We start from the raw sequence: 26174 nt of genomic DNA on the forward strand, positions 1-26174 counted from the left end.
AATAGAAAATGAATTGAATGCATATTTATATAGCACTGTGTGTTATTAATAAAAATATTATACATTTGCGACAACCGGAACAATGCGCTATTGATGTACAATAACATATACACTTCGTTCATCGAAAGAAAGGCTAAAAAGGAAAAGGCATTCGCGGTTTTAATTGATCCGGATAAGGTAACACCTGCCGATATCATAGAAATTGCAGCCAAATGCACTGCTGCCAAAGTTGACTATATCTTCCTTGGAGGCAGCCTGGTGATTTCTGATCATCTTGATGAATGCGTACAGCAGCTGAAAGCCAGCTGTGATATACCCGTTGTATTATTTCCCGGAAGCCCTTCACAGGTATCTAAATATGCAGATGCCTTACTTTACCTGTCTGTCATCTCTGGCAGAAATCCTGAATTACTGATTGGCCAGCACGTGGTTTCCGCTGCTGCTGTCAAAAAAAGTGGATTGGAAGTGATTTCTACCGGTTACATGGTGATTGATGGTGGAGCCCCCACTACTGTATCTTATATCAGCAATACCACACCCATCCCGGCAGACAAGGCAGATATTGCCATGTGTACCGCTATGGCTGGTGAGATGCTGGGTATGAAAGTGATTTATATGGATGCCGGTAGCGGCGCCCGTGTACCTATCACGGAAAGTATGATTAGTCGTGTTGCGAGCCAGGTACAGGCCCCTATTATTGTAGGTGGAGGTATCAGGGACGCTGAAAAGGCTTATCTGAACTGCAAAGCCGGTGCTGATATCCTTGTGGTAGGCAACGCCATCGAAAAAGATCTTTCGCTGATTAAAGAACTGGCAGATGCCGTGCATTCTGTACCAGTAAAAGCATAAAGCTATTAGCTATTAGCAGTTAGCCGAATACAGCAAGTATATTATACTCCGCTGCATTCGGCTAACTGCTAATAGCTAATGACTAAAAGCTTTTTTACAAACTCATCATTTCCTTAAACTTCACTGCCTGCCTACGGCTCACTTCAATTTTTTCGCCGCCGCGCATTTCCAGCAACAGACCACCATTGAAGTAAGTATCAATTTTTTCAATCATCCGCAGATTTACAATATGCTTACGGTTGGCACGGAAAAAAGTACGCTCGTCAAGCCTTTCCTCCAGCGCATTCAATGATTTAAGAATCAAAGGTTTGTTTGTTTCAAAATACACCCTTGCATAGTTACCTACGCTTTCAAACAGACGTATTTCCTGCAGTTTCACAAACCAGCAACGATCCCCGTCTTTCACAAAAACCTGGTCATTCTCAGACAATAAGTTGCGGATACCACCTGATGCAGCCAAACGATCTTTCTCATCCTGCTGATGCAATTTATGAATCGCATCCGCCAAACGCTTAGGCTCTACGGGCTTTAACAGGTAATCCAGCGCATTATACTCAAATGCTTTCAATGCATACTCATCGTATGCAGTAGTGAAAATCACCTGCGGTGTTTTTTCCAGCTCTGCCAACAAGTCAAAACCCGTCTTGTCGGGCATCTGGATATCCAGAAACAGTAAATCAGGATGCAGTGTTTCTATCTTTTCTATACCATCCTTCGCGTTCACAGCTTCTCCCACCACCACTATCTCCGGGTGATCTGCCAGCAATTTTTTCAGTTCACTCCTGGCCAGGCGTTCATCATCTATTATCAATGCTTTTTTCATTGGCAATATGAAGTTTGGTTGATGATTTAATTGATTAAATAATAATAGCCATACCTGCTATCCAGCGGCTACAGCAGTTTATAACAAGTGATTAGAGCAAGGGCATCACTACAGTAGCTTCTACCGTTTGCTCGTCTTTATTCCTGATTTCAAAAGAAGCCCTGTTGCCAAACAAAAGACTTAACCTTTGTCTGGTGCTTTGTAAACCAAAGCCATGGCCATTTATACTGTTTTCTACTATTTGTCCGGTATTCTCAATGGTGATTACATGCTGCATACCCTTCAGGGAAGAGTTAATATAAACCGAACCACCTTTGATAATGCGGGAAATACCATGCTTGATAGCATTTTCCACCAGTGTTTGAAGCATCATAGGTGGCACTTGCAACTCCAACGTATCCGGATCAATTTCGTACTTCACATTCAGGCGCTCCTCAAAACGGATATGTTCCAGTGCAAGGTAATCCTTTACTATATTCAATTCGTTTTCCAGACTCACTGTCTCCGCCTTCTCCGTTTGCATGGAACTGCGTAATATGTTGGAAAGCTCTGTTATAGCGGTTCTGGCTCGTTGGGGATTCTCATCTACCAACGCCCTGATACTGTTTAACGCATTAAAAATAAAATGCGGATTTAACTGCGCCTTAATTGTTTTAAGCTCCAGCTCTTTCACCGTGGTTTCCAGCTTCAACTGATCTACCTGTGAACTCCTGTTCCGTTCTATATAGTGCCATATATAGTAGATCATCCACCAGAAAAAAGCAATACCAAATGCAGATACCAGCCCCTTGATGATGCTGGGAACAAGGTCTTCCTGCTTATATTTAAATACAAAGTACATCAGCCCGTTATAACTCATATATAACGTCACTGCCGTACCAGCCACCATGGTAAAAAATAAAAAAATCTGCTTTTCAGAACTATAAGTCACCCAGTTACGCCTGTTAATCAAAGTCCGGAAAAGATGCGTTAAGGAAAGTCCTAATGTAATGAATATCAATAAATTAATGAAGTCAGATAGTCTAAGTATCGACTTATCAAGGGCGTAGTAAAAAAAACAATTTAACACGAAATAAGCCGACCACCCCAAAATCTGACACCACCAATATTTGTTTATTTGTCTAAACATTAAATCAAATTAGTAAACTTCACCTATATTCCAAAAATACCCTACAGCTCCCCCCGCAGAAACCTAAATGTTATAAATGGTGAATCAAAATTGGTAAATGGCAGATGCCTCTGTCTGAATGGTGAGATATCTCCATTCTGTCCTACTTTCCTGTTACAGGATCACGATTTACCACATATTTTTATGTATTTTTGTTACTTAATATAAACCCTGAGCCCAATTATGAATATTAAGGCAGGTCAACTGTTGAGCCAGATAGAATATCCCGCTGATTTGCGAAAGCTGAATAAAGAACAGCTTCACCAGGTATGTGAGGAGCTGCGTCAATACATTATTGACGTAGTAAGTGTGCATGGTGGCCACTTTGCGGCCAGTCTTGGTGTAGTCGAGCTGACAGTAGCTTTGCATTATGTTTATAATACGCCATACGACCAGCTGGTATGGGACGTAGGTCACCAGGCTTATGGTCATAAAATCCTGACCGGTCGCCGGGAAGCATTTCCTACCAACAGGAAATACAAAGGACTCAGCGGATTTCCGAAAAGAGATGAGAGCCGGTACGACACCTTTGGTGTAGGTCACTCTTCTACCTCCATTTCTGCAGCACTGGGTATGGCCATGGCCTCCCACTACAAAGGCGAATTTGACCGTCAGCACATTGCCGTTATTGGTGATGGCGCCATGACAGCAGGTATGGCCTTTGAAGCGCTGAATCACGCCGGCGTAGCCAACGCCAACGTGCTGATTATTCTGAACGACAATTGCATGTCCATAGATCCTAATGTGGGCGCGCTGAAAGAATACCTCACAGATATCACCACTTCTCCTACCTACAACAAAGTAAGGGATGATGTATGGAACCTGTTGGGAAAACTCCCTGTAGGTAAAAAATTCACCCGCGACATGGCCTCCAAACTGGAAGCCAGCCTCAAAGGTGTGGTATCCAAATCCAGTAACCTCTTCGAAGCACTGAAGATGCGCTATTTTGGCCCCATCGATGGCCACAATATCACCAAACTGGCTGATACCCTGCAGGATTTGAAAGATATTCCCGGCCCCAAACTGCTGCATATCGTTACCACAAAAGGTAAAGGCTATGCCCTGGCAGAAAAGGATCAAACCACCTGGCATGCACCAGGACTGTTCGATAAAATCACCGGCGAAATATTCAAAAAACCAGTGACCAGCCCCCAACCTCCCAAATATCAGGACGTTTTTGGCCACACTATCATTGAACTCGCAGAACAAAACGATAAAATCATCGGTATCACCCCTGCCATGCCTTCCGGCTCCTCCCTCAAATTTATGATGGAGAAAATGCCGCAGAGAGCATTCGATGTGGGTATCTGTGAACAACACGCAGTAACTCTATCCGCAGGGATGGCAACTCAGGGCATGCGCGTATTCTGTACGATCTACTCTTCTTTCTTTCAACGTGCTTTCGATCAGGCCGTTCATGACGTAGCCATTCAAAAGCTCCCCGTAATATTCTGCCTGGATAGAGCAGGACTGGTGGGAGAAGATGGCCCTACACACCATGGCGCCTACGATATCGCCTACATGCGTGGTATCCCAAATGTAATCATCAGCGCACCAATGAACGAAGAAGAGCTGCGTAACCTGATGTACAGCGCACAACTGCCCGAAAACGATATGCCTTATGTTATCCGCTACCCACGCGGACAAGGTGTAATGCCCGAATGGCGTACACCATTTAAAGCAATCAAAGCTGGTACCGGCCGTAAAATTCGTGATGGTAAAGATATTGCCATTCTCTCCCTCGGACATACCGGCAACTTCGTTACAGAAGCCTGTAAAGAACTAATAGGAGATGGGCTGCAACCCGCTCACTACGATATGCGCTTTGTAAAACCACTGGACGAAGCCATGCTCCACGAAATATTCCAGTCATTCGACAAGATAATTACCGTGGAAGATGGAACCATAGTAGGTGGCTTCGGTAGCGCCGTGATAGAATTTATGGCCACCAACAACTACAGAGCAGAAATAAAAAGATTAGGCATCCCTGATAGATTAATAGAACACGGTAAGCCGGAAGAACTCTATCGCGAATGCGGATTTGATGCCGCCGGCATTGCCCGCACTACCAGGGAGATGCTGAAGGAAAAAATTACGGTGACCATTTAAATAGAATTACGAATTAATAATTACGGATTTGGTAGTAGATAGGAGCGATTAATCGTTCACCATCTCCCACCAAATCCGTAATTCGTAATTATTAGTTCGTAATTATTTTCTGCCCATGTACTTTCAGCTCAGGATAACGGATATCATACGCGAAACGCCCGGTACTTACACCTATCAACTGGAGAATACCACACCGGAGCCACTGGAATACCTCGCAGGACAATTCCTGACATTCCTTATTACCCTCAACAATAAGGAATACAGACGTTCTTATTCATTCAGCTCTACACCCGGCGTAGATCCATTCCTATCTGTTACCATCCGCGAAAAAGAAAATGGCGAAATATCCCGACACCTGATCCATTCCTGGAAAAAAGGAGATATCGTTACCGCACTCGAACCCTCCGGACGTTTTACTTATGCAAAGACGGCAACACCCGTAAAAGACATTTTCCTGTTAGCTGCCGGTAGTGGCATTACCCCCATTTTTTCGTTGCTGAAACACATCCTGCGGGAAGAGCCGGACGCGCATATTAAACTCATTTATAGTAACAGCACACCGGAAAGAACCATCTTCTATGAGCAACTGCAGCTATGGCAAACACAATATCCCGAACAACTCCAGGTTATTTATCTTTTCAGCAATGATCCGGATAGCCATCATACCTACAGAAGACTCAATAATATTTTACTGGAACAACTGGTAACAACGCATCTACGCTACCACCGCGAAGATGCACAGTTTTTCCTCTGCGGGCCACCAGACTATATGCGCACCATTATGCTCACCCTTACATTTATGGGCTTTCCGGAAACACAACTGCATAAGGAAAACTTCGTGGTAAATACCGATGCCCGGATTGCTAAAACACCGCTGCCTGCTGATCATCACCTCAAAAAAGTACTGATACGTTATCGTAACCAGGAGTATCAGCTCTCCATTCCAGGTGATCAAACCATTTTGAGCTATGCCCTGGCAAACGAAGTGCTGCTGCCTTACAGTTGCAAGGGAGGCGTATGCGGTTCCTGTACCGCCCAATGTGTAAGTGGCAAAGTTTGGATGCCTGTCAATGAAGTATTAACAGATAAAGAGCTGGCAGAAGGACTGGTACTTACCTGCGTAGGATATCCCGCAAGTGATGAAATTATTCTTGAATTATGACCAGTTATAATATAAAAAATACTATCAATCATAATACTCTGAGATAATTTTTCTGTTGGTTAAAATTTGGCTAAATTATCTTTAAAATCAGGTCATGCGGAATGCCCCATTAAAGATGGCTTGTCTATGTTTGTTGTTACTTGTCATTTTGATTAATAGCTATCTCCTCATAAAAATCGGACCCGGACAGCATGCCCTCTTGCTTGCCGGCAGCATTCTAATATCTGGCAGCATCTTCATCATACTTTTTATTGCCTCCGGCTGGCGTAACCAACGCTCCCTCCAATTTGAGCACCTGTTTAATGAATATCCGATTCCCATGTGGATCTATGAAAAATCTACTATGCGCTTCCTCTCTGTTAATGATGCCGCCATTCAAAAATATGGGTATAGCAGAAAGGATTTTATGGAAATAACGCTGAAGGATATACGTAATAAGGAAGATATACCGCTTTTGATTGACAATGCAGCAGAACGGTGCAATGGCACGGAGTATCGAGGAATATGGCGGCACCGTAAAAAAGATGGCACTAATTTTTTTGTAGAAATATATTCATTACCGGCTATCTACTACGGAAAGAACGCCCGCTTTATTATGGCAAAAGACGTAGATGCCGAAGTGAAAGCCAGCAAAGAAGCGAGAGAACTGGGCATGCGCTATGAACTGCTGGCACAGGCAACAAACGATGCAGTGTATGATAAAAATCTGGTTACAAATCAGGTTACCTGGAACCACGGCTTGTCAAACCTCTTCCTGTATAACAACAACGAAAATACGGACCTCGTACAGTGGTGGCAGGAAAACATACATCCCGCCGATCATACCAGGATCAATGCGTCACTCGCTACCTGTATTGCTGCCGGCTCTAATTACTGGTCAGAAGAATACCGGTTTCAATGCGCAGACGGATGCTATAAATATGTAGTAGACCGTGCCTTTATCATATATGAAGACAAGGTGCCTTTGCGCATGATTGGTATGATGCAGGACATAGACAAACACGTAAAACAAGCCATACAGTTGGAGGAACAAAACAGGACATTGAAAGAAATAGCCTGGATCAATTCTCATGAAATACGTCGTCCGGTTGTTTCCATACTCAGCATTACCGGCCTGTTTGATAAAAGCAACCAGGACAGACATCTCAACTCCCAGCTTATGGAATGGCTACATGAATCCACACAACAGCTGGATGAGATCATTCATAAAATAGAGCATAAAGTAAAAAAACTTCAATAGTCATTTTGAGTTCACAAAGCAAAATGATTGAAGTCTTCTTTTAATGCTATATATAGTTTCTGGAATATTTCCATACGATGCTGTATGGTATCAAAATCATCCACGGGCCGGTCGTCATGAATTACAGTTACGGGCGTATCTGATATCTTTTTAGCACATTGCTTAATGTCGTGATGCATTTCATCTGCTACCTCACGTTGGCGTAGTAAACGGTTTTCAAAATGTTCAACATTAGTCATTACTTCCCTGGATGCATTACTAAGTGAAATCTGCTCTAATCTGTCCCGCATCATCTTTACTTCAGTTCTCACTTCATTTACTTCTTCTTTCCAGGAATTAAGCTGCTGGTGCAGTTCTTCGGTGGGAGATGTCATTTCCATGGTGTATTGATTTATCAATTTAAATGATGATTAAAAAGCTATTCATCATACCAAACGCTGTTGTCAATATCCATATTAATTTGCGTGTAAAGACCTGTTCTAAGGTACAATCTTTTTCTATTCCACCCACCACTTTTAACCTTCTTTTTGCAGATAAATACCGAACTCCGGAAAAAAATCCATGGCTTCCAGTATGCCGCCGGCTCCTGCCCGTCGTGCCTGCAATACATGCGCCATGGCAGCAGTACGCGCTACTAATTCGGGCTCCGAATTACCTACCACAACACCTTTAAAGCCTGTTGCATACATGGAATAATCATTCATAGAATCACCTGCTACCAACACCTGTTGATGCGGCAACGCCAATACTTCCAATAATTGCTGTAGTGTATATCCTTTATTAACACCGGCAGGTAATACATCGAGATATTTCCCGGCAGATAATACGAGGTCGCATTGCAGGGAAGTAGCTACCAGTCTGGCGCCATCAATATCTGTACCTTCATCATAGTAATAAGAACAACGGTATTGCTGGTGTGCTTCCTGATGTAATAATCCTCTTACTGTTTTCAGTGTTTCTCTCACATGATCACCAGGCCATCTGGCTGCAATATTTGACTGCACTGGTTCTACAGCTGCAAGGGTAGGCAGGTGCGTAACGGTAGCGCCCACATCGCCAATAATATATTCAGGCCGGGGCAATGCGGTATCTTCCAATAACTGTAATACACTGCGTATGCCCCTTCCTGTTACAAATACCAGTTGTATACTTTTATTATGATGTAACAGTGTATATAGGCGTTCTTTATCTTCAGGGGTACCTCCTAAAAAAGTACCATCCAGATCTGTTGCTAATAACATGGCTGATGTCTCTGTAGTGGCTGTTTAATAATAATTTCAATAAAAATAGAAAAAAAGACCAGCCTTATTGGCTGATCTTTTTTAGATGTAACGGGTTAGTATATAGTAATGTGTATGATTAGTTCAACATTGGTATATCTATCAGCAAAAACTCTGCCGGTTTAATGACTTCAATGTTAGCCTTGTCATACTCAGACAAGCCAATCGCATCACGTGTTTGCAATACTTCACCATCTACTTTTATTTCCCCACTCAGCAAGAACAGATAACTGCCTATTCCCGCTGCTTTAGGCGTAATATCTACTGTTTTCCCCGCATCAAATTTGCCCAAGGTAAACCAGGCCTCCTGATGCAGCCAGAGGGCATCGGCTGTTTTATCTGGTGAAACCACTACCTGTAAAGCATTTTCACGGGCAGCAGGATCAAATGTTTTCTGATCATACCGGGGAGTGACATTTCTCTCTGCCGGTATTATCCAAATCTGCAGAAAGTTGACATCATCTGTTTTTGAAGCGTTGAACTCCGAGTGCACCACGCCTGTTCCGGCACTCATAATCTGCACGTCGTTCTTGCGGATCACTTCCTGTTTACCGGTATTATCACGGTGTTCCAATGCACCATCCAATACAATGGATACGATCTCCATATTATCATGCGGGTGAGCGCCAAAGCCCATTCCGCCCTTTACTTCATCATCATTCAATACGCGTAATGCTCCAAAGTGAATCCTGTTAGGATCGTAGAAATTAGCAAAACTAAATGTATGATGGCTCTTCAACCAACCGTGGTTAGCATATCCTCTGGTATCTGCACGATGAATAACTTTTTTCATAACTTAATCTCCTTTGTTTAATACATCACAAATATCGCTATAAACGCCCGCGTGGAGAATGGATGATCTGTTGAAAAGTGTGGACAAAAAGCGGAAGGTGTAAAACAAAAAGCAGAAAGCTATTAAGGTGAATCACCGAAACAAATACTTTCATATCTGCTTGGATCATTCGCTCAATAGCTTTCTGCTTTTAGCTTTTGGCTGTTAGCTTACTTACACCAGCTTCGCATCAGAAGTAATGGTAGCATTTAACAGTTTGCTTACAGGGCAGTTAGCTTCTGCGTCTGCTACAAACTCAGCAAATTTTGCTGCATCCAGACCTTCAACGCTGGCAGTTACTTCCAGGTGACTGCTGGTGATAGCACCATTATCCAGTGTGATTGTGCATTTGGTATCAATGTTACCAGGTGTAAAACCAGCTCCGGTGATCACAAAGCTCAGTTTCATGGTGAAGCAACCAGCATGCGCTGCTGCAATCAGTTCTTCAGGGTTAGTACCAATACCATCTTCAAAACGGCTGCTGAAAGAGTACTGAGTCTTGTTTAACACAGTTGACTGAGAAGTTAAAGTGCCTTTACCTTCTTTACCGGTACCTTGCCAATTGGCAGATGCAAATCTTTTCATGTTTATTTTTTATTTTTTCTCATTAGAAAAATCAGTGCGGAGGCCCAAATTACAAATTAATCGGCAATAAAAAACGCCGGAGCTTCCTGCGTTTCAAAACCCGGTAAATCATCCCCACAAAAAAGCCGCGCAATACATTGCGCGGCTTGTGCATGGTTCCTGTCAATTGATTCCTATATCGTTTCTACCAATTCTGCTATTGGTTTACGTACTTTCTTAGCATGTTGCATCGCATCATCGGCTGCTCTGAATCCTACACCAGCAACTACTACGGTAGTAAGGCCCTTATCTTTAAGTCCTAAAATTTCATCATATTTAGCAGCGTCAAAGCCTTCCATTGGGCAGGCATCAACATTTTCAACGGCTGCTGTAGTCAGCAGGGTACCCAATGCCAGGTAAGCCTGTTTAGAGCTCCATATAGCTGTTCCTTCTGCACCTAAGCGGGTAACAGTGCCTTTCATCATATCAGAAAAACCTGTCAGCTGCTCAGAAGCTATGTTGCGCGTTTCCGCCATATTATTCATATAGTCATCTACGTGAGAGCCATTCAGATCTGTATATCTCGCAAATACAATCAGATGTGAAGCATCTGTTATCTGCGACTGATTATTCGATGCCGATTTCAATTGCTCGCGCACTGCCGGATTTTCCACAATCAGGATCTTATATGGCTGTAGGCCATAGGAAGACGCTGAGAGTCTTGTTGCGGCCACCAGTCTCTCCAGCTGTACTGCACTTAGTTTCTTAGCCGGATCAAATTTTTTAACGGCATAACGCCATTCGAGTTTATTTAAAATATCCATTTTCTTCAAATATTATTTCATTGTTATTATTCAGATATGCTGTCCGGGATACAGGGCTGTAAATGAACAGCATATCTGAATAATGATATGAAAATGCTTTATTGCTTAATCATTTGTACACTCGCCAGTAACCTCACTTCATCACTCAGTAATAAACCACCGGTTTCAGTAGTAGCGTGGAAAGTAAGACCAAAATCCTTACGGTTAATTTTACCGCTTAATTCAAATCCGGCTTTAGTCTGACCATATGGATCTACTACTTCTCCACCGAATTCAACATTCAGTTCTACCGGACGGGTATTATCACGGATGGTTAAATCACCTACCAGTTTAAAAGTATCTGCGTCTATTTTCTTTACTTCTTTAGATACAAATGTCAGCTTGGGATATTTCTCTGCTTCAAAGAAATCAGCTGCCTGCAGGTGTGCATCACGCTGCGCATTCTGTGTGGAAATACTGTTGATGTCTGCTTCGAAAGATATATTGGCAGTGCTGAAATCATTATCAGCAGTTTGCATGGTACCTTCAAATTTTGCAAACTGACCTGTTACGGTCGTAATCATCAGGTGCTTGATTTTGAATTGTACATCACTGTGTGAAGGATCAATTTTCCAGGTTGTCATATAGTTTTTTGTTTTAGTATTGTTAGATAAGTGATTAGCGTAATTCGCCCATTTTACCGGTGTTGTATTCGTCAATAGCCACTCTGATATCTTCTTCCGTATTCATTACAAAAGGACCGTATGCAAAAATGGGTTCATCTATCGGCTCTCCGCTCAACACCACCATAGTAGTGTCTTTCAGAGCAGTAATCGTGATGCTGGTACCATTCTTTTCGAATAAAGCGGTTTCCACTGCTTTTACCGGTTGTCCGTTAATATCAGCTTCTCCCTGAAAAACCACCGCTACTGTATTGAAATGTTCAACTACACTGAAGGTGATGCTGTCACCTTTCTTCAAACGTACATCCAGCACATTCACAGGTGAGAAAGTAGTAGCAGCGCCTTTAGTACCATTATACTCTCCGGCAATTACTCTTACATAGCCTTCCTCACTCACCTTTACTACAGGTATTTCCGCTTTAGTCAGATTCTGATAGGCAGGTGGGTTCTGCTTAAATGCTTTGGGAAGATTTACCCACAGCTGGGCAAATTCTACTTTACCGCCTGTTTTGGTGAATGCTTCGCTATATTTCTCTTCATGTAAAATTCCTCCTGCAGCAGTCATCCATTGTACATCACCAGGATACAGAAATCCATGGCTACCGGTAGAATCCCGGTGTTCCAGTTCGCCCTGGTATACGATGGTAACTGTTTCAAAACCTTTGTGCGGATGTTCGCCCACACCGCGAGGCCTTGGGCTTGGTGGTATATAGTTGGGAGCGGCGTAGTCCATCATAATAAATGGGCTGATCACGTTGTTTTCAGAACGGGTGCCTCCGGGTAAAGTGCTTTGTACCCTGAAACCGTCACCTACCATATGTGGCGCGGCGGCAATTACGATCTGGCTTACATGTTTTTTTGTGTTCATATTGTTTGCCTCCTTAAGACAACACAAAAGTACATGTTGTAACACCTTTCAAGAATGGATAAAACGCCGCTAGTGATGGACTTTTTTTAAAATTCGCGGAAATCCTATGCAGAAGGGCTGGCAGAAGAGCGGGAGGCCTCTTTAAATTCGGAAGGGCTCTGGTTGGTATATTTTTTAAAAAAGCGGCTAAAATAGTGGGGATCATCAAAACCCAGCTTGTAGGCTATTTCTTTAGCAGTAAGATCTGTATTGTATAAATAACGCTGGGCTTCAAGGATTACGCGGTTACGGATGTGTTCCCCGGCCGTAATTCCGGATAACTGTTTACTGATTTCATTCAGCAATACTGGTTTTATATGCAATAACCCGGCATAATCAGATACCGTTTTTAACTCCTGGTACTTTTCTTCTATCAGATTTTTAAATTTCAGGAAGACAGAACTGTTGTGAACGGCATGCTGCTCCGGAGAGATGCCCACATTTTCCCCCTTAATACGTGATGCCAGCACCAGGAAGTAGCGCAGCAAGCCATGCAGGGCCATTTCATATTCAGGTTCATGCAGGGTTAATTCTTTCATCATCAGGCGAACCACAGCATCAATATCTTTCTCTTGTTCATCATTGAGATGTATTACACTGCTAAACTGACTATTAAAAAACAGGCCGGAGTTAATCCCCGATACCTGCGTCTGGTCTTTTAAGCACATAAAAGCATCCCGGAATGCAATCATGAATCCATCAATCTTTTCCGTAGCCTGCAGATTATGTACCTGTCCTGGCGCCACAAAGAAAAGGGTGTTCTTTTTTACTTCATATGTAACCGCATCAATAGTATGTAACAGCTTACCTTTCTTAATCCAGTAAATGGTGTAGAAATCATGCCGGTGGGGCACACCAATCTGGTCAAAAAAGCTGTCGCCTAATTCGCAAAGACCAGATACTACAAAACCTGGATCTACATGTGCGTATTCCGGTAAGGAAACAATTCCGATATYTTCACGTTTCTCAGCCATCTATTAAAGTTCCTGCAGGTTCTTCCTCCCTGTCGGAAGGATCGATATATTCAATAATAAAGTTGTTTCTTCCTTCTCCCACCATAATGCCCATGTGCTTCATTTGTACCAGTTCCAGCATACTCAGGAACAGGAATATCGCGTGTACACGGTCTTTACAGTGATCAAATATTTTTTCGAAAGATAATGTCCGCTCTGCCCTTGCTAATTCTTCCATATACATCCTGGAGCCTTCCATAGTATAGTCATACTTATATACTACGTGCTGGGGCTTATTATCGCGCTCTTTCATGCGCTGCATCACCTTTTCAAAGGTTTTGGTCAACTTAAAGAGGGTAAGCGTCTGTACCTCTGTACCTTCACTGGTAGCTTCTCCGATTTCAGCCAGTTCTTTGGCTATATTTCCACGCTTAATCTGCAGCATACGATCGGCTTCCATTTCAGCCAATTCGGCCGCAGCCAGCTTATAGCGTTTATACTCCAGGATTTTGTCTATCAGCTCCATGCGCGGATCTATTTCATTTCCCTGTTCATCTACCTCTTTACGCGGTAACAGCATCTTTGCTTTGATGCGCATCAGGGTAGACACAAAAAGAATGAACTCACTCGCCAGCTCAATATTCAACGATTCAATATGATGAATATAGGCCAGAAAATCCTGCGTCAGGGTGTTGATGGGAATATTGTAAATATCCAGTTCATCACGCTCGATGAAGAACAGCAACAGGTCAAAAGGACCTTCAAATTGCGGTAATTTGATCTTATAGACAGGTGCTTGCTCGCTCACGTAATGTATTTAATACTTGGTTTAAAAAGAATTCGCACAAAGGCACTGCGAGAAATGAATGCCGGATACACTACATCCGGACTTCTTTTATACACGGTACCTATGTGCGATATCAAAAATAACAAAAATCCCGCGAATCAAAACTTCGCAGCAAAACCAACCCCTATTACCTGCTTAATTTGCAGTCGTGGCCCCATTACTCCAGTTTCTTTATTTTCAAATACTTTTACATCATCATCATATATCATATCTACTGTCAACAAAGCGGATATCCACTTATTAACTTTGAGTTCCAGAGCATTGGTGAAAAACACATCTATGTTTTGTGGATTATGTAAGTAGTCTGAAAAAAGATCCAGCCGGCCCTTGTAAGTCATATTTTTCGCAAAAGTCTTTACATAATTGGCAGACAAATAAGCACCTATTTCATATTTAAAATGTTTACCTGTATCTACACCGTATGCTCCTTGTTTTGAAAGAAAATCATCCATTACAAACACAAACCGGGATGTAATAGGAGAGAGGAATAAAGAAAATGAATTATTCGGTTTATAATCGAAACCTGGTGACACCAGTACATATGCCGGTGAAAAGAATTTAGACGATAACGTTTTTGTGGTATCATTTGGATACAGATAGCCGTTGGCAAATTGTGTACGTAAGTTCACCAATCCACTTACATACCAATGGTTGCCAATATCATAGCCATATTTGGTGGTCAGATCAATGCGGTCATCACTTTTACGGCCTCCGAGACTGGTGGTATTGAGATATGCAAAGGCAAGATCGGCCACATTGTCCCAGGAACGCCTACCTTTCTTATAGAATGCCCAGGCATATAGATTGGAACCTACAGAGAGAGAAAAATTATCTCCACCTGCAGCCCAGTTGCTCAATGATCCCTGGTTAATATTTACATTAATATTCATCCCTTTCCGCCATAGTTTGGGAATGGTGTCATTAGGATCAATAGGGTCTTTTTTAATTTTCCCGGCAGCTTCCTCCCGTGACTTCTTCATCCAGTCATTTTGTGCATGTACAGCTGTAAGCATTAGCATACAGCAGGCAATGGATAAAATGAATTTTTTCATCAATTTAATATTTAAGGTGAGTATACGTATATGACCATCATATTTCTCCCGGTCGGGAAGAAATATGATGGCGGGGGTATTTATGAAGATTTTTACTTTGATTTTTTCAGTTCATCACGAATTTCTGTGAGCAGTTTTTCCTGTGTAGATAATTCAGCTGGAGCAGGGTCTTCTTCTTTTTTCTTGGTCAGTCTATTCATGAATTTTACCAGCAGGAAAATACAGAAAGCGATAATCAGGAAATCAATTATGCTCTGAATAAATGCGCCATAAGCAAATACTCCCACACCTTTGGCCTTTGCTTCCGCCAAGGTTGCAAACTCTCCTTTACTGGTGTCAAGCAATACAAAGAGATCATTAAAATTCTTGCCATGGGTGATTAACCCTATTATGGGCATCAGAATATTATCTACCAAAGATGTAACGATCTTTCCAAACGCAGCTCCAATAATCACACCCACAGCAAGATCCATTACATTGCCTTTCATGGCAAACTCTTTAAATTCTTTGATGAACGACATAATGCAAGGTTTTAGTGGTTAAAATAAGTGAACAAAAATAAAGCATAATCCCCGAAGCCGTTAATTATTAACCCATTATTTCTTTAAACGGGGATATTTCATTTGCAATGATTTCAGTGTATCCCTTAACGTTAGGGCTATCAAATATTCTTTATACCAGTTTTGATCGGCTGGCACAATAAGCCATGGTACATAATTACAGCGATTAATGGCCTCTTCATATGCTTCCATATACTTATCCCAGAGTTTGGCTTCCGTCAGATCATTTTCGTTATACTTCCACATCTTACGTGGATCTTCTGTGCGTTCAACCAGGCGTTGCTGCTGTGCTTCCCGTGACACATGCAGATAACATTTTATGATATGGGTATTATTGTGAACGGTCAGCAATTTCTCAAAATCATTAATCGCCTCTATCCGTTTTTGCACCATTTTATCGTCAATCCATTTGTGCACACGTTGTATCAGGATATCTTCATAATGCGAACGGTTGAACACCTGTATCATCCCTTTACCCGGAGCCTGATGATGTACTCTCCATAAAAAATCATGTTCTGATTCTTCTGTACTGGGAGCTTTAAAAGAGTGTACCGTACAGCCCTGGGGGTTCAGTGTACCTGTAACATTTTTGATCACACCGTCTTTTCCACTGGCATCCATTCCCTGTACTACCAATAGTATACTATGTTTATGCTGTGCATAAAGCAGGTTTTGTAGCTCATCGAGTTCCTGTAGAATCTCACGGGTTTTCGCCTTTATCTTTTCTTTATCCAGCTTTTTAGGCGCTGTGGTACTGATCGCGGACAACTTGATTTTACTCATGTATTGCATTCTTATAAATAAATTTAACAAAATCAAATCAGAAGTGTTGCGATAACACGATTTATATTTTGTTGAATGCCCCCGATACCTGCACCTTTGTAGTCATAATTTATAACTATGAACCAACGTTTCGCTCATTGGGGAGTTTTCGTTTTGCTATCACTCACCTGGGGCAGTTCCTTTATATTAATGAAGATTGGACTGGAATCATTTACCTCCTACCAGGTAGCCAGTTTAAGGCTGGTGGCGGCAGGCTTAGCGCTGTTACCTTTTTTACCAAAGGCGTTGCGACAAACGCCAGGAAAAAAAATACCGCTTATTTTACTTTCCGGTGTACTGGGTAATGGTATCCCGGCTTTTCTTTTTTGTTTGGCAGAAACAGAAATTGATAGCTCGCTTGCCGGTATTTTAAATGCACTCGTCCCATTGATGGCTTTACTATCAGGCATTATCATTTTTAAAAGTCCATTTAAAAAGGCACAGCTCACAGGTATATTTGTTGGGTTAGCAGGCGTTGTATTGCTTTTTACCTCCAAAGGGATCAGCACCAACGAGCATTGGTATTATGCCTTCCTGGTGATCCTGGCTACCATCAGCTATGGCATCAACATCAGTCTGGTACACAATACGCTTAAGGGCTTCTCTTCTCTCCAACTGGGCTCTATTGCCATGTTTTTTTGTGCCATACTCACTTTCCCGATATTATGGTTCAGCAACTTCTTCCCACAATTTACACAACCGAATGCGCCATGGCGATCGCTTTCCGCGGGCCTTGTACTGGGTGTAATGGGTACCGGTATAGCGGCAGTGCTGTTTTTCCTGTTAATTAAACGCGCCGGATCGGTACTGGCGTCTATGGTAGCATATGCGTTACCGTTAGTAGCTGTTGGTTGGGGACTACTGGCACATGAACCTATTACCTGGGTGCAGGTACTCTGTATGGGGATCATTTTACTGGGTGTGTACCTGGTAAACAGTGCCAACAAAGCACCGGTGGAGAAAATTCAGGAGCAGGTAAAGTAAACCACCTGGATAAAAGAAGCGGAGATATCAATGGATAAGCATCCATTGATATCTCCGCTTTAATATTTACTGGCTGAAAGCAGATGGGAAATCCCGACGCCTTAAATTGCCATGATTTCTTTTTCTTTCACTTCGCAGTGTTTGTCAATTAACACGCTATGTTTGTCGGTCATTGTCTGAATTTCTGCTTCGGCATCCTTGGCAGTATCTTCACTTAAACCGTCTTTTTGTAATTTCTTTACAGATTCAATAGCATCGCGGCGGATACTCCGTACAGCTACTTTTGCCTGTTCGCCTTCATTATTTACTCTTTTCACAAATTCCTTCCTGCGCTCTTCTGTCAGCGGGGGGAGGAATAAACGGATGATGATACCGTCATTTTGTGGATTAAGACCAATATTAGATGCGATAATAGCCCTTTCAATAGGCTGCAGCATGTTTTTTTCCCATGGTTGTATTGTCAGGGTACGGGCATCAGCAACACTCACGTTAGCAACCTGGTTCAGTGCAGTTGGCGCGCCATAATAGTCAACGAAAATGCCATCCAGTATCTGCGGATTAGCTTTTCCGGCTCTGATTTTTGTAAGCTCCAATTCCAGGTGCCCGATTGCTTTTTTCATCGAGTCTGCTGCCTCATCAATGATAAGCGTTAGATCATCTTGCATAACATAAATAGTTAAGTGCGTGCAAACCTACAGGTTTTCTTTTAATCGTCAAAGTAACGCTCCATGATAATGGAAGGAGAAATGCTTGCAATAAGCCTTAACAGTAAATTATCCGGAAATAATTATTTATCCTGTAGCACACCGTCTGTTGTAACACGTAATATTTTGGTAGATTCTTTTGCCACTGTTGCTACAGGCTGCACAACCGGTTCAGGTATAGCCTGGATAGCCAGTGATCTTCTGCGGGCCAGGTATAACATACCTGTAAAGAAGGTGGCAGAACCAATTACCACCATCAATAACCAGGTGGCTCCCATTCCCTGTAACACAAATGCGCCGAGTATATAAGAAGCATTAATAGCTACGGAAACGAGCGTGGTTTGCCTGTGGTTCAGCTTTAAGTCAAGCAGGTAGTGATGGATGTGGTTTCTGTCGGCAGAGAAAGGAGATCTTCCCTGTATCATACGCACCGCAAATACGCGTAAAGTATCGAATAATGGTACTATCAGAATGGCAAAAGCAACTGCTGGTGTAGCCGCAATAGGCATCTTACCAACAGGATTTCCTGCTACATCTATAAATTTAAGAATCAGCACCGCATTAACCAACCCGATCAGTAAGGATCCCGTATCGCCCATAAAAATGCGGGCAGGAGAGATATTATAAATCAGGAAACTAGCCAAACCGCCTGCCAATGCAAAACCTATTACAGCATACGTAGTTTCACCCACGTGCAGGAAATAAGCACCCAGCACAGCACTTACCAGTAATCCAATGCTACCGGCATGTCCATCTACACCATCTATCAGGTTAAAGGCATTTATTACTACTATAAAGGTGAAATACGTCAGCATAAGGCTGATATTGGGAGGCAATGTATAGATTCCCATGAACCCATACATACTGGTGAGCTGAAGATTGCCCAGGTAAATAATAGCAAAAGATGCCGCCAGTTGTCCAATTAATTTTTTTAACGGAGACAACCCTACGATATCATCTTTCATACCTACCATGAAAATAATAAAGAATGCAGCCATCATATACTGAAATGGCGAATTAGCCATTGCGGGTACACAGATAGCAGCTGCAATTATAAATCCGGAGAAAAAACCAATTCCCCCGAGTGTTGGTATACGCTGTTTATGCGTCTTTCGTTCGTCCGGTTCGTCGTATAAATGCTTTAATTCCGCGACTCTGATAAGTATTGGAATTGAAAAATAGGTAACCACAAAACTTAGGACGGTAGCAATTAATACATTCTCCATTAGTGGGGCTTAATTGTGCAAAGATATTAATTTCAATGAAATGTGAAAAGAAACGTTAAAAAAATCAACTTTTTTAATACTTTGAGATCGCAAAAAAAAAGTTCAACAGCCACAAATTCTACGAAATTCTATTAGTTTTGCGGCACAAAAATTAACAACTATCATGCCACAGCTCAAAGATATTGCTACTCAGGTTAGAAGAGATATTGTACGGATGGTACATGGTGTTCAAAGCGGACATCCGGGAGGATCATTAGGTTGTGCAGACTTTCTAACTGCACTATATTTCAAGATAATGGACCATAAGCCTGTTCCTTTTGATATGGATGGTAAAAATCAGGACCTGTTCTTCCTCTCCAATGGTCACATATCTCCTGTTTTCTACAGTGCCCTGGCTCGTTCAGGATACTTTCCCGTACAGGAACTGAGTACTTTCCGTAAGCTGAACTCCCGCCTGCAGGGGCATCCCACCACCCACGAACACTTACCCGGTGTACGTATTGCTTCCGGCTCACTGGGCCAGGGCATGAGCGTGGCCATAGGCGCAGCACTTGCAAAAAAACTTAACAACGATAAAAACCTGGTGTTCTCTCTTCACGGAGATGGCGAGCTGGAAGAAGGACAGATCTGGGAATCTGTGATGTTTGCGCCACACCACAAAGTAGATAATCTTATCATCACGGTAGATCTTAATGGTCAACAGATAGATGGGACTACTGATGATGTTGCCGGACTGGGAGATGTAGGTGCTAAATTCGAAGTATTCGGATGGCATGTACTTCACATGAATGGTAATGATATGGATGACGTTGTGGCTACACTAGAAAAAGCTAAAAGCTTTACTGGTCAGGGTAAACCCATTGCTATCATCATGAAAACCGTAATGGGTCAAGGTGTTGACTTCATGGAAGGACATCACGAATGGCACGGTATTGCTCCAAGTGATGAACAACTGGCAAAAGCATTGGCACAATTACCTGAAACACTAGGTGACTACTAAGCATAGTCTTTAAAAATAATTAAAAAGGGTTCGTATAACTATTATACGAACCCTTTTTAATTATTTTTAAAGACTATGCCCTGTTTATCAAGTAGGAAATAATCGTGTTTTTTTATCATGTTGCCTTTAGTGTTATAGCTTCTACAGCTGCCCTTCTTGCTGGATACCAACTGGCCGCTATTCCTATCACCATAATAGTAATAAATACTAATCCAAAATCTTCTGCATGCATACTTACCGGATAAGCATCTACCAGAAATGAGGTGCCTTCCAGTTTAATAATACCAAATCGCTGCTGTAACAGGCAAAATGAAATACCTAACCCAAAACCCACCACCGTACCTATTCCGGCTATGATGAGTCCTTCCGCCAGGAAAATACGCATGATCAGGGATTTACGCGCGCCCATGGCCTTTAGAATAGTAATGTCTTTTTGTTTCTCTATCACCAACATATACAAAGAGCCAATCATATTGAATGCCGCAATGATCATAATAAAACTGAGTATCACATATACTGCCCACTTTTCTGTTTGCATAATGGCATATAGCGATTGGTTCTGTTCATAACGTGTTTGCACCTTATACCCTTTGCCCAGTACCTGCTCCAGTTTTTCTTTCAACAGCTTTTCGTTTACCCCTGTCCGTGCCCCGATTTCCAGCGCCGACATTTCATCATCACCCAACTCCAGTAGCTTACGCAGGAATTCAATATTGGTAATCACATACTTACTGTTAAACTCCTGTTGGATAGCAAACGTTCCTGTAGKATATAATACCCCATTATTCAGGGCGTCCTCCGGCGTAACAAAGGCATTTACATTCCTGCGTGGCAGGTATACCGTTACAGGTGCCAGACTATGTACAACATCCACTCCGAGGGCTCCTTCCAGCTCCAATCCCAGCACAGCCCGGTAAGCAACACTGTCTCCGGTGTCAAAGCGTCCTCTTACAATATTGCTTTTAACATCTGTTACATTATTATAACCACTGTCTACTCCCTTCAAAACAGCAATCGTAGGCTCGTCACCGTAGCGCAGTACGGCTTTTTCTTCTATTACTTCCGAAAAATGAGCTACGCCCGGAACGGCTGCTATCTGTTGTAGCTGAGCAGGAGTGAGGAGAATCGTTTTTCCACTGGCAGGCGCAATTTTTATAGCAGGATAAAAAGACGAGTACAGGGATTTTACAAGGCCTTCAAAACCATTAAATACACTTAATATCACAATCAGGGCTCCTGCCCCTACTGCAATCGCCACCACACTTACCCAGGCAATGATATTAATAGCATTCGTAGATTTTTTAGCCCGGAAGTAACGGGAAGCAAATTGCCAAACCATAGCGTTAGAATTACGAATTATGAATTACGGATTTATGGGTAGATATAAGCGGATAGTGGTATTTGCGTTTACTATCTACGCACAAATCCGTAATTCGTAATGCTATTTATTGCCATCCTTAATATTTGCATCGTCTTCCTTGATCTTTTTAAACAGCTCTTCCATCTTGAACACATAGTCCAGGGTATCATCCAGGAAGAAGCTCACATCAGGTATTCTGCGCAATTGTTTGCCCAAACCTATTCCAAGCGATTTCTTTATTTCGCCCATTCTTTCCTTGATACGCTCCAGCATCTCAGCAGGGGCCTTAATCTGAAACATGCTCAGGTATACTTTAGCCTCCAGCAGATCAGGCGTCATTTTTACAGCAGCAACAGATATCATTCCTCCATCTACCACATTAAATCCCATCCGCTGAAAAATACCACTTAGTTCCTGTTGCACTAATTGTCCTATTTGCTTCTGCCTTTTAGTTTCCTGCATCTCATTCAGTTTTAATCGTTAGTAAAAAGGGGCCTCTGTACGATAATAGCATTTTTACAGCACAGCGCCAAACCTTAACAGGCTGCCAGCAGCCCGTCAGATGCGAAATTAACCTTTTCCTGCAAAGAATAGTGGCAATTAAACCCCGACATATCGTATTTATGCTATTTTTGCCAGCAGTTTAAAAGCAACAGGAATGAAGACGTTCAAGCGATTACTAAGATTTGCGACCCCTTTACATCATTATTTTCCGGAATATGTCATCTACACATTGATCGGTATCATATTCGGTATGGTCAATTTTGCTATGTTAATTCCGTTGCTAACGGTTATTTTTAATCAGGTAGATGAAGTCCCAAAAGTAGTAACGGCACCACACTTCACTTTTTCGATTAACTACTTTATAGACCTGTTTTATTATTACTTCTACGACTTTATCAAAGCCAGCGGCTCCAAGCTAAGTGCTTTATACTTTGTTTGCGCAGTTATTGGAATATGTGTAGTCATCGCCAACTTTGGCCGATATATGAGCGCGCGGGTAATGGTACGCCTGAAAATGACAGTCCTTTCCCGGTTACGCACCCGCCTGTATGAAAGATTTACGGATCAATCACTCTCCTTTTACAGCGAGCAACAAAAGGGAGATCTGTTATCTTCCATGACCAACGATGTACAGGAAATTGAAAACAGTGTGATTAATGCTGTTCAAACGCTCCTGCGTGATCCGTTCATTATCATTGGCTATTTTGCAGCATTGTTTTATATCTCTGTAAAATTGACCCTGTTTACCATCGTTTTCTTCCCTGTTTCCGGTTTGCTGATTTCATATGTTTCGAAAAAACTGAAATTAAAAGGCAAATTCAGCCAGGATCTGCTGGGCAAAATCTTGTCTGTTACAGAAGAAACACTCAGTGGCATAAGGATTATCCAGTCATTTACCGCAGAGCGCTTTATGAAAAATAAATTCGGAGAAGTAAACAACCGGTTTGTGAAAGTCAGTAAGTCTATGTATAACCAACGGGAACTGGCATCTCCTATCTCCGAAATACTGGGCGTAATCGTAATTATCATCCTGGTTATTTATGGTGGTTCACTGGTGCTGTCCGGCAGCGAACTGCTCACCGGCGCTACTTTCATGACTTACCTGGTTTTCTATTCACAGATTATGACGCCGGCTAAAAATGTATCTACTTCTATTACCACCATCCAAAAAGGAATGGTATCAAGTGAGCGGATCTTTAAGATACTGGATGCACCAGTGACTATTCAGCAGAAGCCCAATGCACAACCTGTAAAAGAATTTAACAGCCTTGTTCAATTCGACAACATATCCTTTAAATACGAACAACAGTATGTGCTGAAAAATATTCAGCTGCAAATTAATAAGGGACAGATGATTGCCCTCGTTGGACGTAGTGGTGCCGGAAAGTCTACCATGGCCGACCTTTTACCGCGTTTTTATGACGTCAATGATGGAGCCATCCGTATAGACGGCACCGATATCCGCGACCTTAAAGTACATGACCTGCGCGGCCTGATCGGCGTGGTGTCACAAGAGGCAATTTTGTTTAATGATTCAGTGATCAACAACATTGCCTTTGGCCAGCCAAATGCTGACAGGGAGGCGATTATAGCTGCCGCAAAAATTGCCAATGCCCATGAATTTATTGAGCAGCTGGATCATGGCTACGATACCTTCATTGGTGACCGCGGACTGAAACTCAGTGGGGGACAGCGCCAGCGTCTGACTATTGCAAGAGCCATTTTTAAAAATCCTCCCATTCTTATATTGGATGAAGCTACTTCTGCCCTGGATACCGAATCTGAAAAACTGGTACAGGCGGCGTTGGACAAACTAATGCAAAACCGCACTACCATTGTAATTGCACACCGACTGAGTACCATACAACATGCCAATGAAATTATTGTAATGGACAAGGGAGAAATCAAAGAACGCGGTACACATGACCAGCTATTGCAGCAGCATGGCATCTATCATAAGTTAGTAGAAATGCAGGAGTTTAAATAAAGGATTCCTAACGTTAAAGCGTAAACGAAAACGCAGTACGTCCCGCAAAAATGCGGGACGTACTGCGTTTAATCAGTCCCCATCTGTGTTTCCTTTATATTATCTTCTGAAAAGATAGTGGTAATGGGTACGGTTTTTGTTATTGTTGCGCCCTGACAATGCCAACACCAGCTCTTTGCAGCACTTATTTTTTAACCTTTTAACATAGCGAACTCCTATGATATCTATCGTAATTCCTGTATTAAACGAAGGTGCTACCATACGCCAGGTTATTAAAACCGTAAAAAAAACGTCCCGTAAAATTGAGATCATTGTAGTGGATGATAACTCTACAGACAACACTGTAGAAGAGGCCATGAAAGAGCAGGTGAGGGTAATTACCAGCAGCCAGCGCGGAAAGGGAATTTCCATGCGTGAAGGCATGATGGCAGCCAAACATGATATTATTGCTTACGTAGACGGTGACATCCTTACTTACCCCGACAATATTATAGACCTATTAACTGGTCCTATAGAAAAAGATGAAGCCGACTTCGTCAAATCCTACTTTGAACGGCAGGCAGGCAGGGTCACCCAATTGGTGGCCAAGCCGCTGCTTAGTATATTATATCCGGAGCTTTCCCATTTTCAGCAACCACTCAGCGGTATGATTGCAGCACGGAAATCATTCCTGTCACGTGTGCATTTTGAGAATGATTACGGCGTAGATATTGGCCTGCTGATAGATATGCACCATTTGGGGGCACGTATTACAGAAGCGAATATCGGGAAGATCGAAAATGCCATGCAAACCTGGGAACAGCTGAGCAAAATGTCGAGAGAAGTATCCCGCACTATTCTACGCAAAGCAGAAAATATACCGCAGGAAAACCTGGAAACCCTTGGTAATATTAACCTGATACGAGAGCAGATGGAATATTCCATCCTGGAGTCTATTGATAAATTACAGAAGATGGTCATCTTCAACCTGGACCATGCAGTATTCACTCAGAACTACCTGCAATGGGCGGCCACTGCATTTGACAAAGAAGAAGCCCTGCAGGATATCCTGGCTGGCCGTCATGATGCTTTGACCCGAATGAAATTGAGCGCCACGCTCTTTGAAGGACGCAATATTGCGGAGATGCTGGAGATAGCAGATGCGATTCCTTTAGTACCTGGTTTCAGGGAAATAGTGCAGGAATTGAAAAAAAGAGGGTATGCCTGTGGCCTCATCACAGATGGATTCGGAACTGTGGCCCGCCATATAAAAAACAAGCTGGGAATGGATTTCGTATTTGCCAATAAATTACATCTGGTCAATAGTGTAGCCACCGGTGAATTTTCCGCAGCAGATTATTTTATGAAAGGCGACCATTATAACAAGAGCAATGTGTTCCCCTATATAGCGCAGCAATATCACATTAATACACAAAATATCATTTACGTGGGAGAGGGGAAGCAAGACAGCCAGCTGCTGGCAGAAGCAGGCATAGGCGTTGCTTTTTGTCCACAGTACCATGGCGAAATTGTAGAAAAGGTTGCCGACAAAATCATCAGTGGGCTGTCACTCGCGCCACTGCTGGATATAGCGCAGGCAAGTCCTTCGAAATTTGGTATTAAGCTCCCTGCTATCAGTAAAAAGCAGGCGCGCAATATCGGTGTGGGTAGTTTGGTAAGCCTGGCAGGAGCGGGATTAATTTACCTGGCAGTACGCCAGTTGCGTAATAAGAAAGTAGCAGCCTGCTGATAACTCATCGCAGTGAAGAAATAAAA

At 42.5% G+C, this 26174-nt stretch carries 26 protein-coding genes; 8 read left to right on the forward strand and 18 right to left on the reverse strand.

Annotated features, from left to right (window positions below):
* Window positions 1–93: 93 nt before the first annotated feature.
* Complete coding sequence (locus tag AC1DCV_RS21010; protein ID WP_133806845.1) at window positions 94–849, forward strand: phosphoglycerol geranylgeranyltransferase; 756 nt, start codon at window positions 94–96, stop codon at window positions 847–849.
* Window positions 850–943: 94 nt separating this feature from the next.
* On the opposite strand, the gene AC1DCV_RS21015 is transcribed toward AC1DCV_RS21010, so the two are convergent.
* Both AC1DCV_RS21015 and AC1DCV_RS21020 read right to left on the reverse strand, forming a co-directional pair.
* Window positions 944–1672, reverse strand: coding sequence for a LytR/AlgR family response regulator transcription factor (locus tag AC1DCV_RS21015; RefSeq protein WP_079469799.1), 729 nt, complete (start codon window positions 1670–1672; stop codon window positions 944–946).
* Window positions 1673–1763: 91 nt separating this feature from the next.
* Window positions 1764–2561, reverse strand: a complete 798-nt coding sequence (locus AC1DCV_RS21020; RefSeq protein WP_477025014.1) for a sensor histidine kinase — start codon at window positions 2559–2561, stop codon at window positions 1764–1766.
* Window positions 2562–3023: 462 nt separating this feature from the next.
* Between AC1DCV_RS21020 and dxs the strand changes: the two genes are divergently transcribed.
* The 3 genes from dxs (at window position 3024) to AC1DCV_RS21035 (ending at window position 7351) form a co-directional block, all read left to right on the forward strand.
* Window positions 3024–4949, forward strand: a complete 1926-nt coding sequence (dxs, locus tag AC1DCV_RS21025) for a 1-deoxy-D-xylulose-5-phosphate synthase (protein WP_477025015.1) — start codon at window positions 3024–3026, stop codon at window positions 4947–4949.
* Window positions 4950–5064: 115 nt separating this feature from the next.
* Window positions 5065–6111 (forward strand): 2Fe-2S iron-sulfur cluster-binding protein, encoded by a 1047-nt coding sequence (locus AC1DCV_RS21030; RefSeq protein WP_477025016.1) that lies wholly within the window; start codon window positions 5065–5067, stop codon window positions 6109–6111.
* Window positions 6112–6205: 94 nt separating this feature from the next.
* A complete protein-coding gene (locus AC1DCV_RS21035) occupies window positions 6206–7351 on the forward strand; it encodes a PAS domain-containing protein (protein ID WP_477025017.1) in 1146 nt (381 codons plus the stop codon).
* A gap of 11 nt (window positions 7352–7362) precedes the next feature.
* On the opposite strand, the gene AC1DCV_RS21040 is transcribed toward AC1DCV_RS21035, so the two are convergent.
* The 12 genes from AC1DCV_RS21040 to AC1DCV_RS21095 form a co-directional block, all read right to left on the reverse strand.
* Entirely contained in the window at window positions 7363–7731 is a 369-nt protein-coding gene (locus AC1DCV_RS21040) for a hypothetical protein (RefSeq protein ID WP_477025018.1), read from the reverse strand.
* Between the two features lie 135 nt (window positions 7732–7866).
* Window positions 7867–8592 carry an HAD family hydrolase gene (locus AC1DCV_RS21045; protein WP_477025019.1) on the reverse strand — a complete coding sequence of 242 codons (726 nt, stop codon included), beginning with the start codon at window positions 8590–8592 and terminating at the stop codon, window positions 7867–7869.
* A gap of 118 nt (window positions 8593–8710) precedes the next feature.
* Window positions 8711–9424 carry a pirin family protein gene (locus tag AC1DCV_RS21050; RefSeq protein ID WP_477025020.1) on the reverse strand — a complete coding sequence of 238 codons (714 nt, stop codon included), beginning with the start codon at window positions 9422–9424 and terminating at the stop codon, window positions 8711–8713.
* 213 nt (window positions 9425–9637) lie between these two features.
* Complete coding sequence (locus AC1DCV_RS21055) at window positions 9638–10048, reverse strand: OsmC family protein (protein ID WP_089891713.1); 411 nt, start codon at window positions 10046–10048, stop codon at window positions 9638–9640.
* A 173-nt stretch (window positions 10049–10221) separates the two neighbouring features.
* Window positions 10222–10851 (reverse strand): NAD(P)H-dependent oxidoreductase, encoded by a 630-nt coding sequence (locus tag AC1DCV_RS21060; protein WP_477025021.1) that lies wholly within the window; start codon window positions 10849–10851, stop codon window positions 10222–10224.
* Window positions 10852–10949: 98 nt separating this feature from the next.
* Complete coding sequence (locus AC1DCV_RS21065) at window positions 10950–11474, reverse strand: YceI family protein (RefSeq protein ID WP_441573132.1); 525 nt, start codon at window positions 11472–11474, stop codon at window positions 10950–10952.
* Window positions 11475–11508: 34 nt separating this feature from the next.
* On the reverse strand, window positions 11509–12381 hold the full coding sequence (locus AC1DCV_RS21070) for a pirin family protein (protein ID WP_477025022.1): 873 nt from the start codon (window positions 12379–12381) through the stop codon (window positions 11509–11511).
* Between the two features lie 104 nt (window positions 12382–12485).
* On the reverse strand, window positions 12486–13394 hold the full coding sequence (locus AC1DCV_RS21075; protein ID WP_477025023.1) for a helix-turn-helix domain-containing protein: 909 nt from the start codon (window positions 13392–13394) through the stop codon (window positions 12486–12488).
* Window positions 13387–14181, reverse strand: a complete 795-nt coding sequence (locus AC1DCV_RS21080) for a segregation and condensation protein A (RefSeq protein ID WP_441573129.1) — start codon at window positions 14179–14181, stop codon at window positions 13387–13389. Before AC1DCV_RS21080 ends, AC1DCV_RS21075 begins: the two co-directional genes overlap by 8 nt.
* Before the next feature lie 137 nt (window positions 14182–14318).
* Window positions 14319–15272, reverse strand: coding sequence for a DUF3078 domain-containing protein (locus AC1DCV_RS21085; RefSeq protein ID WP_477025024.1), 954 nt, complete (start codon window positions 15270–15272; stop codon window positions 14319–14321).
* A gap of 92 nt (window positions 15273–15364) precedes the next feature.
* A complete protein-coding gene (gene mscL / locus AC1DCV_RS21090) occupies window positions 15365–15793 on the reverse strand; it encodes a large conductance mechanosensitive channel protein MscL (RefSeq protein WP_477025025.1) in 429 nt (142 codons plus the stop codon).
* A 75-nt stretch (window positions 15794–15868) separates the two neighbouring features.
* Window positions 15869–16615 carry a PPK2 family polyphosphate kinase gene (locus tag AC1DCV_RS21095; RefSeq protein WP_477025026.1) on the reverse strand — a complete coding sequence of 249 codons (747 nt, stop codon included), beginning with the start codon at window positions 16613–16615 and terminating at the stop codon, window positions 15869–15871.
* Between the two features lie 117 nt (window positions 16616–16732).
* Between AC1DCV_RS21095 and AC1DCV_RS21100 the strand changes: the two genes are divergently transcribed.
* Entirely contained in the window at window positions 16733–17638 is a 906-nt protein-coding gene (locus tag AC1DCV_RS21100; protein WP_477025027.1) for a DMT family transporter, read from the forward strand.
* Between the two features lie 101 nt (window positions 17639–17739).
* On the opposite strand, the gene frr is transcribed toward AC1DCV_RS21100, so the two are convergent.
* Both frr and AC1DCV_RS21110 read right to left on the reverse strand, forming a co-directional pair.
* Complete coding sequence (gene frr / locus AC1DCV_RS21105) at window positions 17740–18303, reverse strand: ribosome recycling factor (protein ID WP_441573124.1); 564 nt, start codon at window positions 18301–18303, stop codon at window positions 17740–17742.
* Between the two features lie 122 nt (window positions 18304–18425).
* Window positions 18426–19343: an MraY family glycosyltransferase gene (locus AC1DCV_RS21110; protein WP_477025028.1), complete on the reverse strand. Its 918-nt coding sequence runs from the start codon at window positions 19341–19343 to the stop codon at window positions 18426–18428.
* 388 nt (window positions 19344–19731) lie between these two features.
* On the opposite strand from AC1DCV_RS21110, the gene AC1DCV_RS21115 reads away from it, so the two are divergent.
* The gene (locus AC1DCV_RS21115) at window positions 19732–20568 is read left to right on the forward strand and encodes a transketolase (protein WP_477025029.1); all 837 of its coding nucleotides are present in this window, start codon (window positions 19732–19734) and stop codon (window positions 20566–20568) included.
* A gap of 115 nt (window positions 20569–20683) precedes the next feature.
* Here AC1DCV_RS21115 and AC1DCV_RS21120 read toward each other — a convergent pair whose 3' ends face one another.
* Together AC1DCV_RS21120 and rbfA are read right to left on the reverse strand one after the other, a co-directional pair.
* A complete protein-coding gene (locus tag AC1DCV_RS21120) occupies window positions 20684–21907 on the reverse strand; it encodes an FtsX-like permease family protein (protein ID WP_477025030.1) in 1224 nt (407 codons plus the stop codon).
* Window positions 21908–22009: 102 nt separating this feature from the next.
* A complete protein-coding gene (gene rbfA / locus AC1DCV_RS21125) occupies window positions 22010–22390 on the reverse strand; it encodes a 30S ribosome-binding factor RbfA (protein ID WP_441573120.1) in 381 nt (126 codons plus the stop codon).
* A gap of 196 nt (window positions 22391–22586) precedes the next feature.
* Between rbfA and AC1DCV_RS21130 the strand changes: the two genes are divergently transcribed.
* The gene (locus AC1DCV_RS21130; protein ID WP_477025031.1) at window positions 22587–24419 is read left to right on the forward strand and encodes an ABC transporter ATP-binding protein; all 1833 of its coding nucleotides are present in this window, start codon (window positions 22587–22589) and stop codon (window positions 24417–24419) included.
* Window positions 24420–24636: 217 nt separating this feature from the next.
* Entirely contained in the window at window positions 24637–26148 is a 1512-nt protein-coding gene (locus AC1DCV_RS21135; protein WP_477025032.1) for a glycosyltransferase, read from the forward strand.
* Window positions 26149–26174 lie beyond the last annotated feature (26 nt).

This window comes from Chitinophaga sp. 10T418, assembly GCF_056394125.1.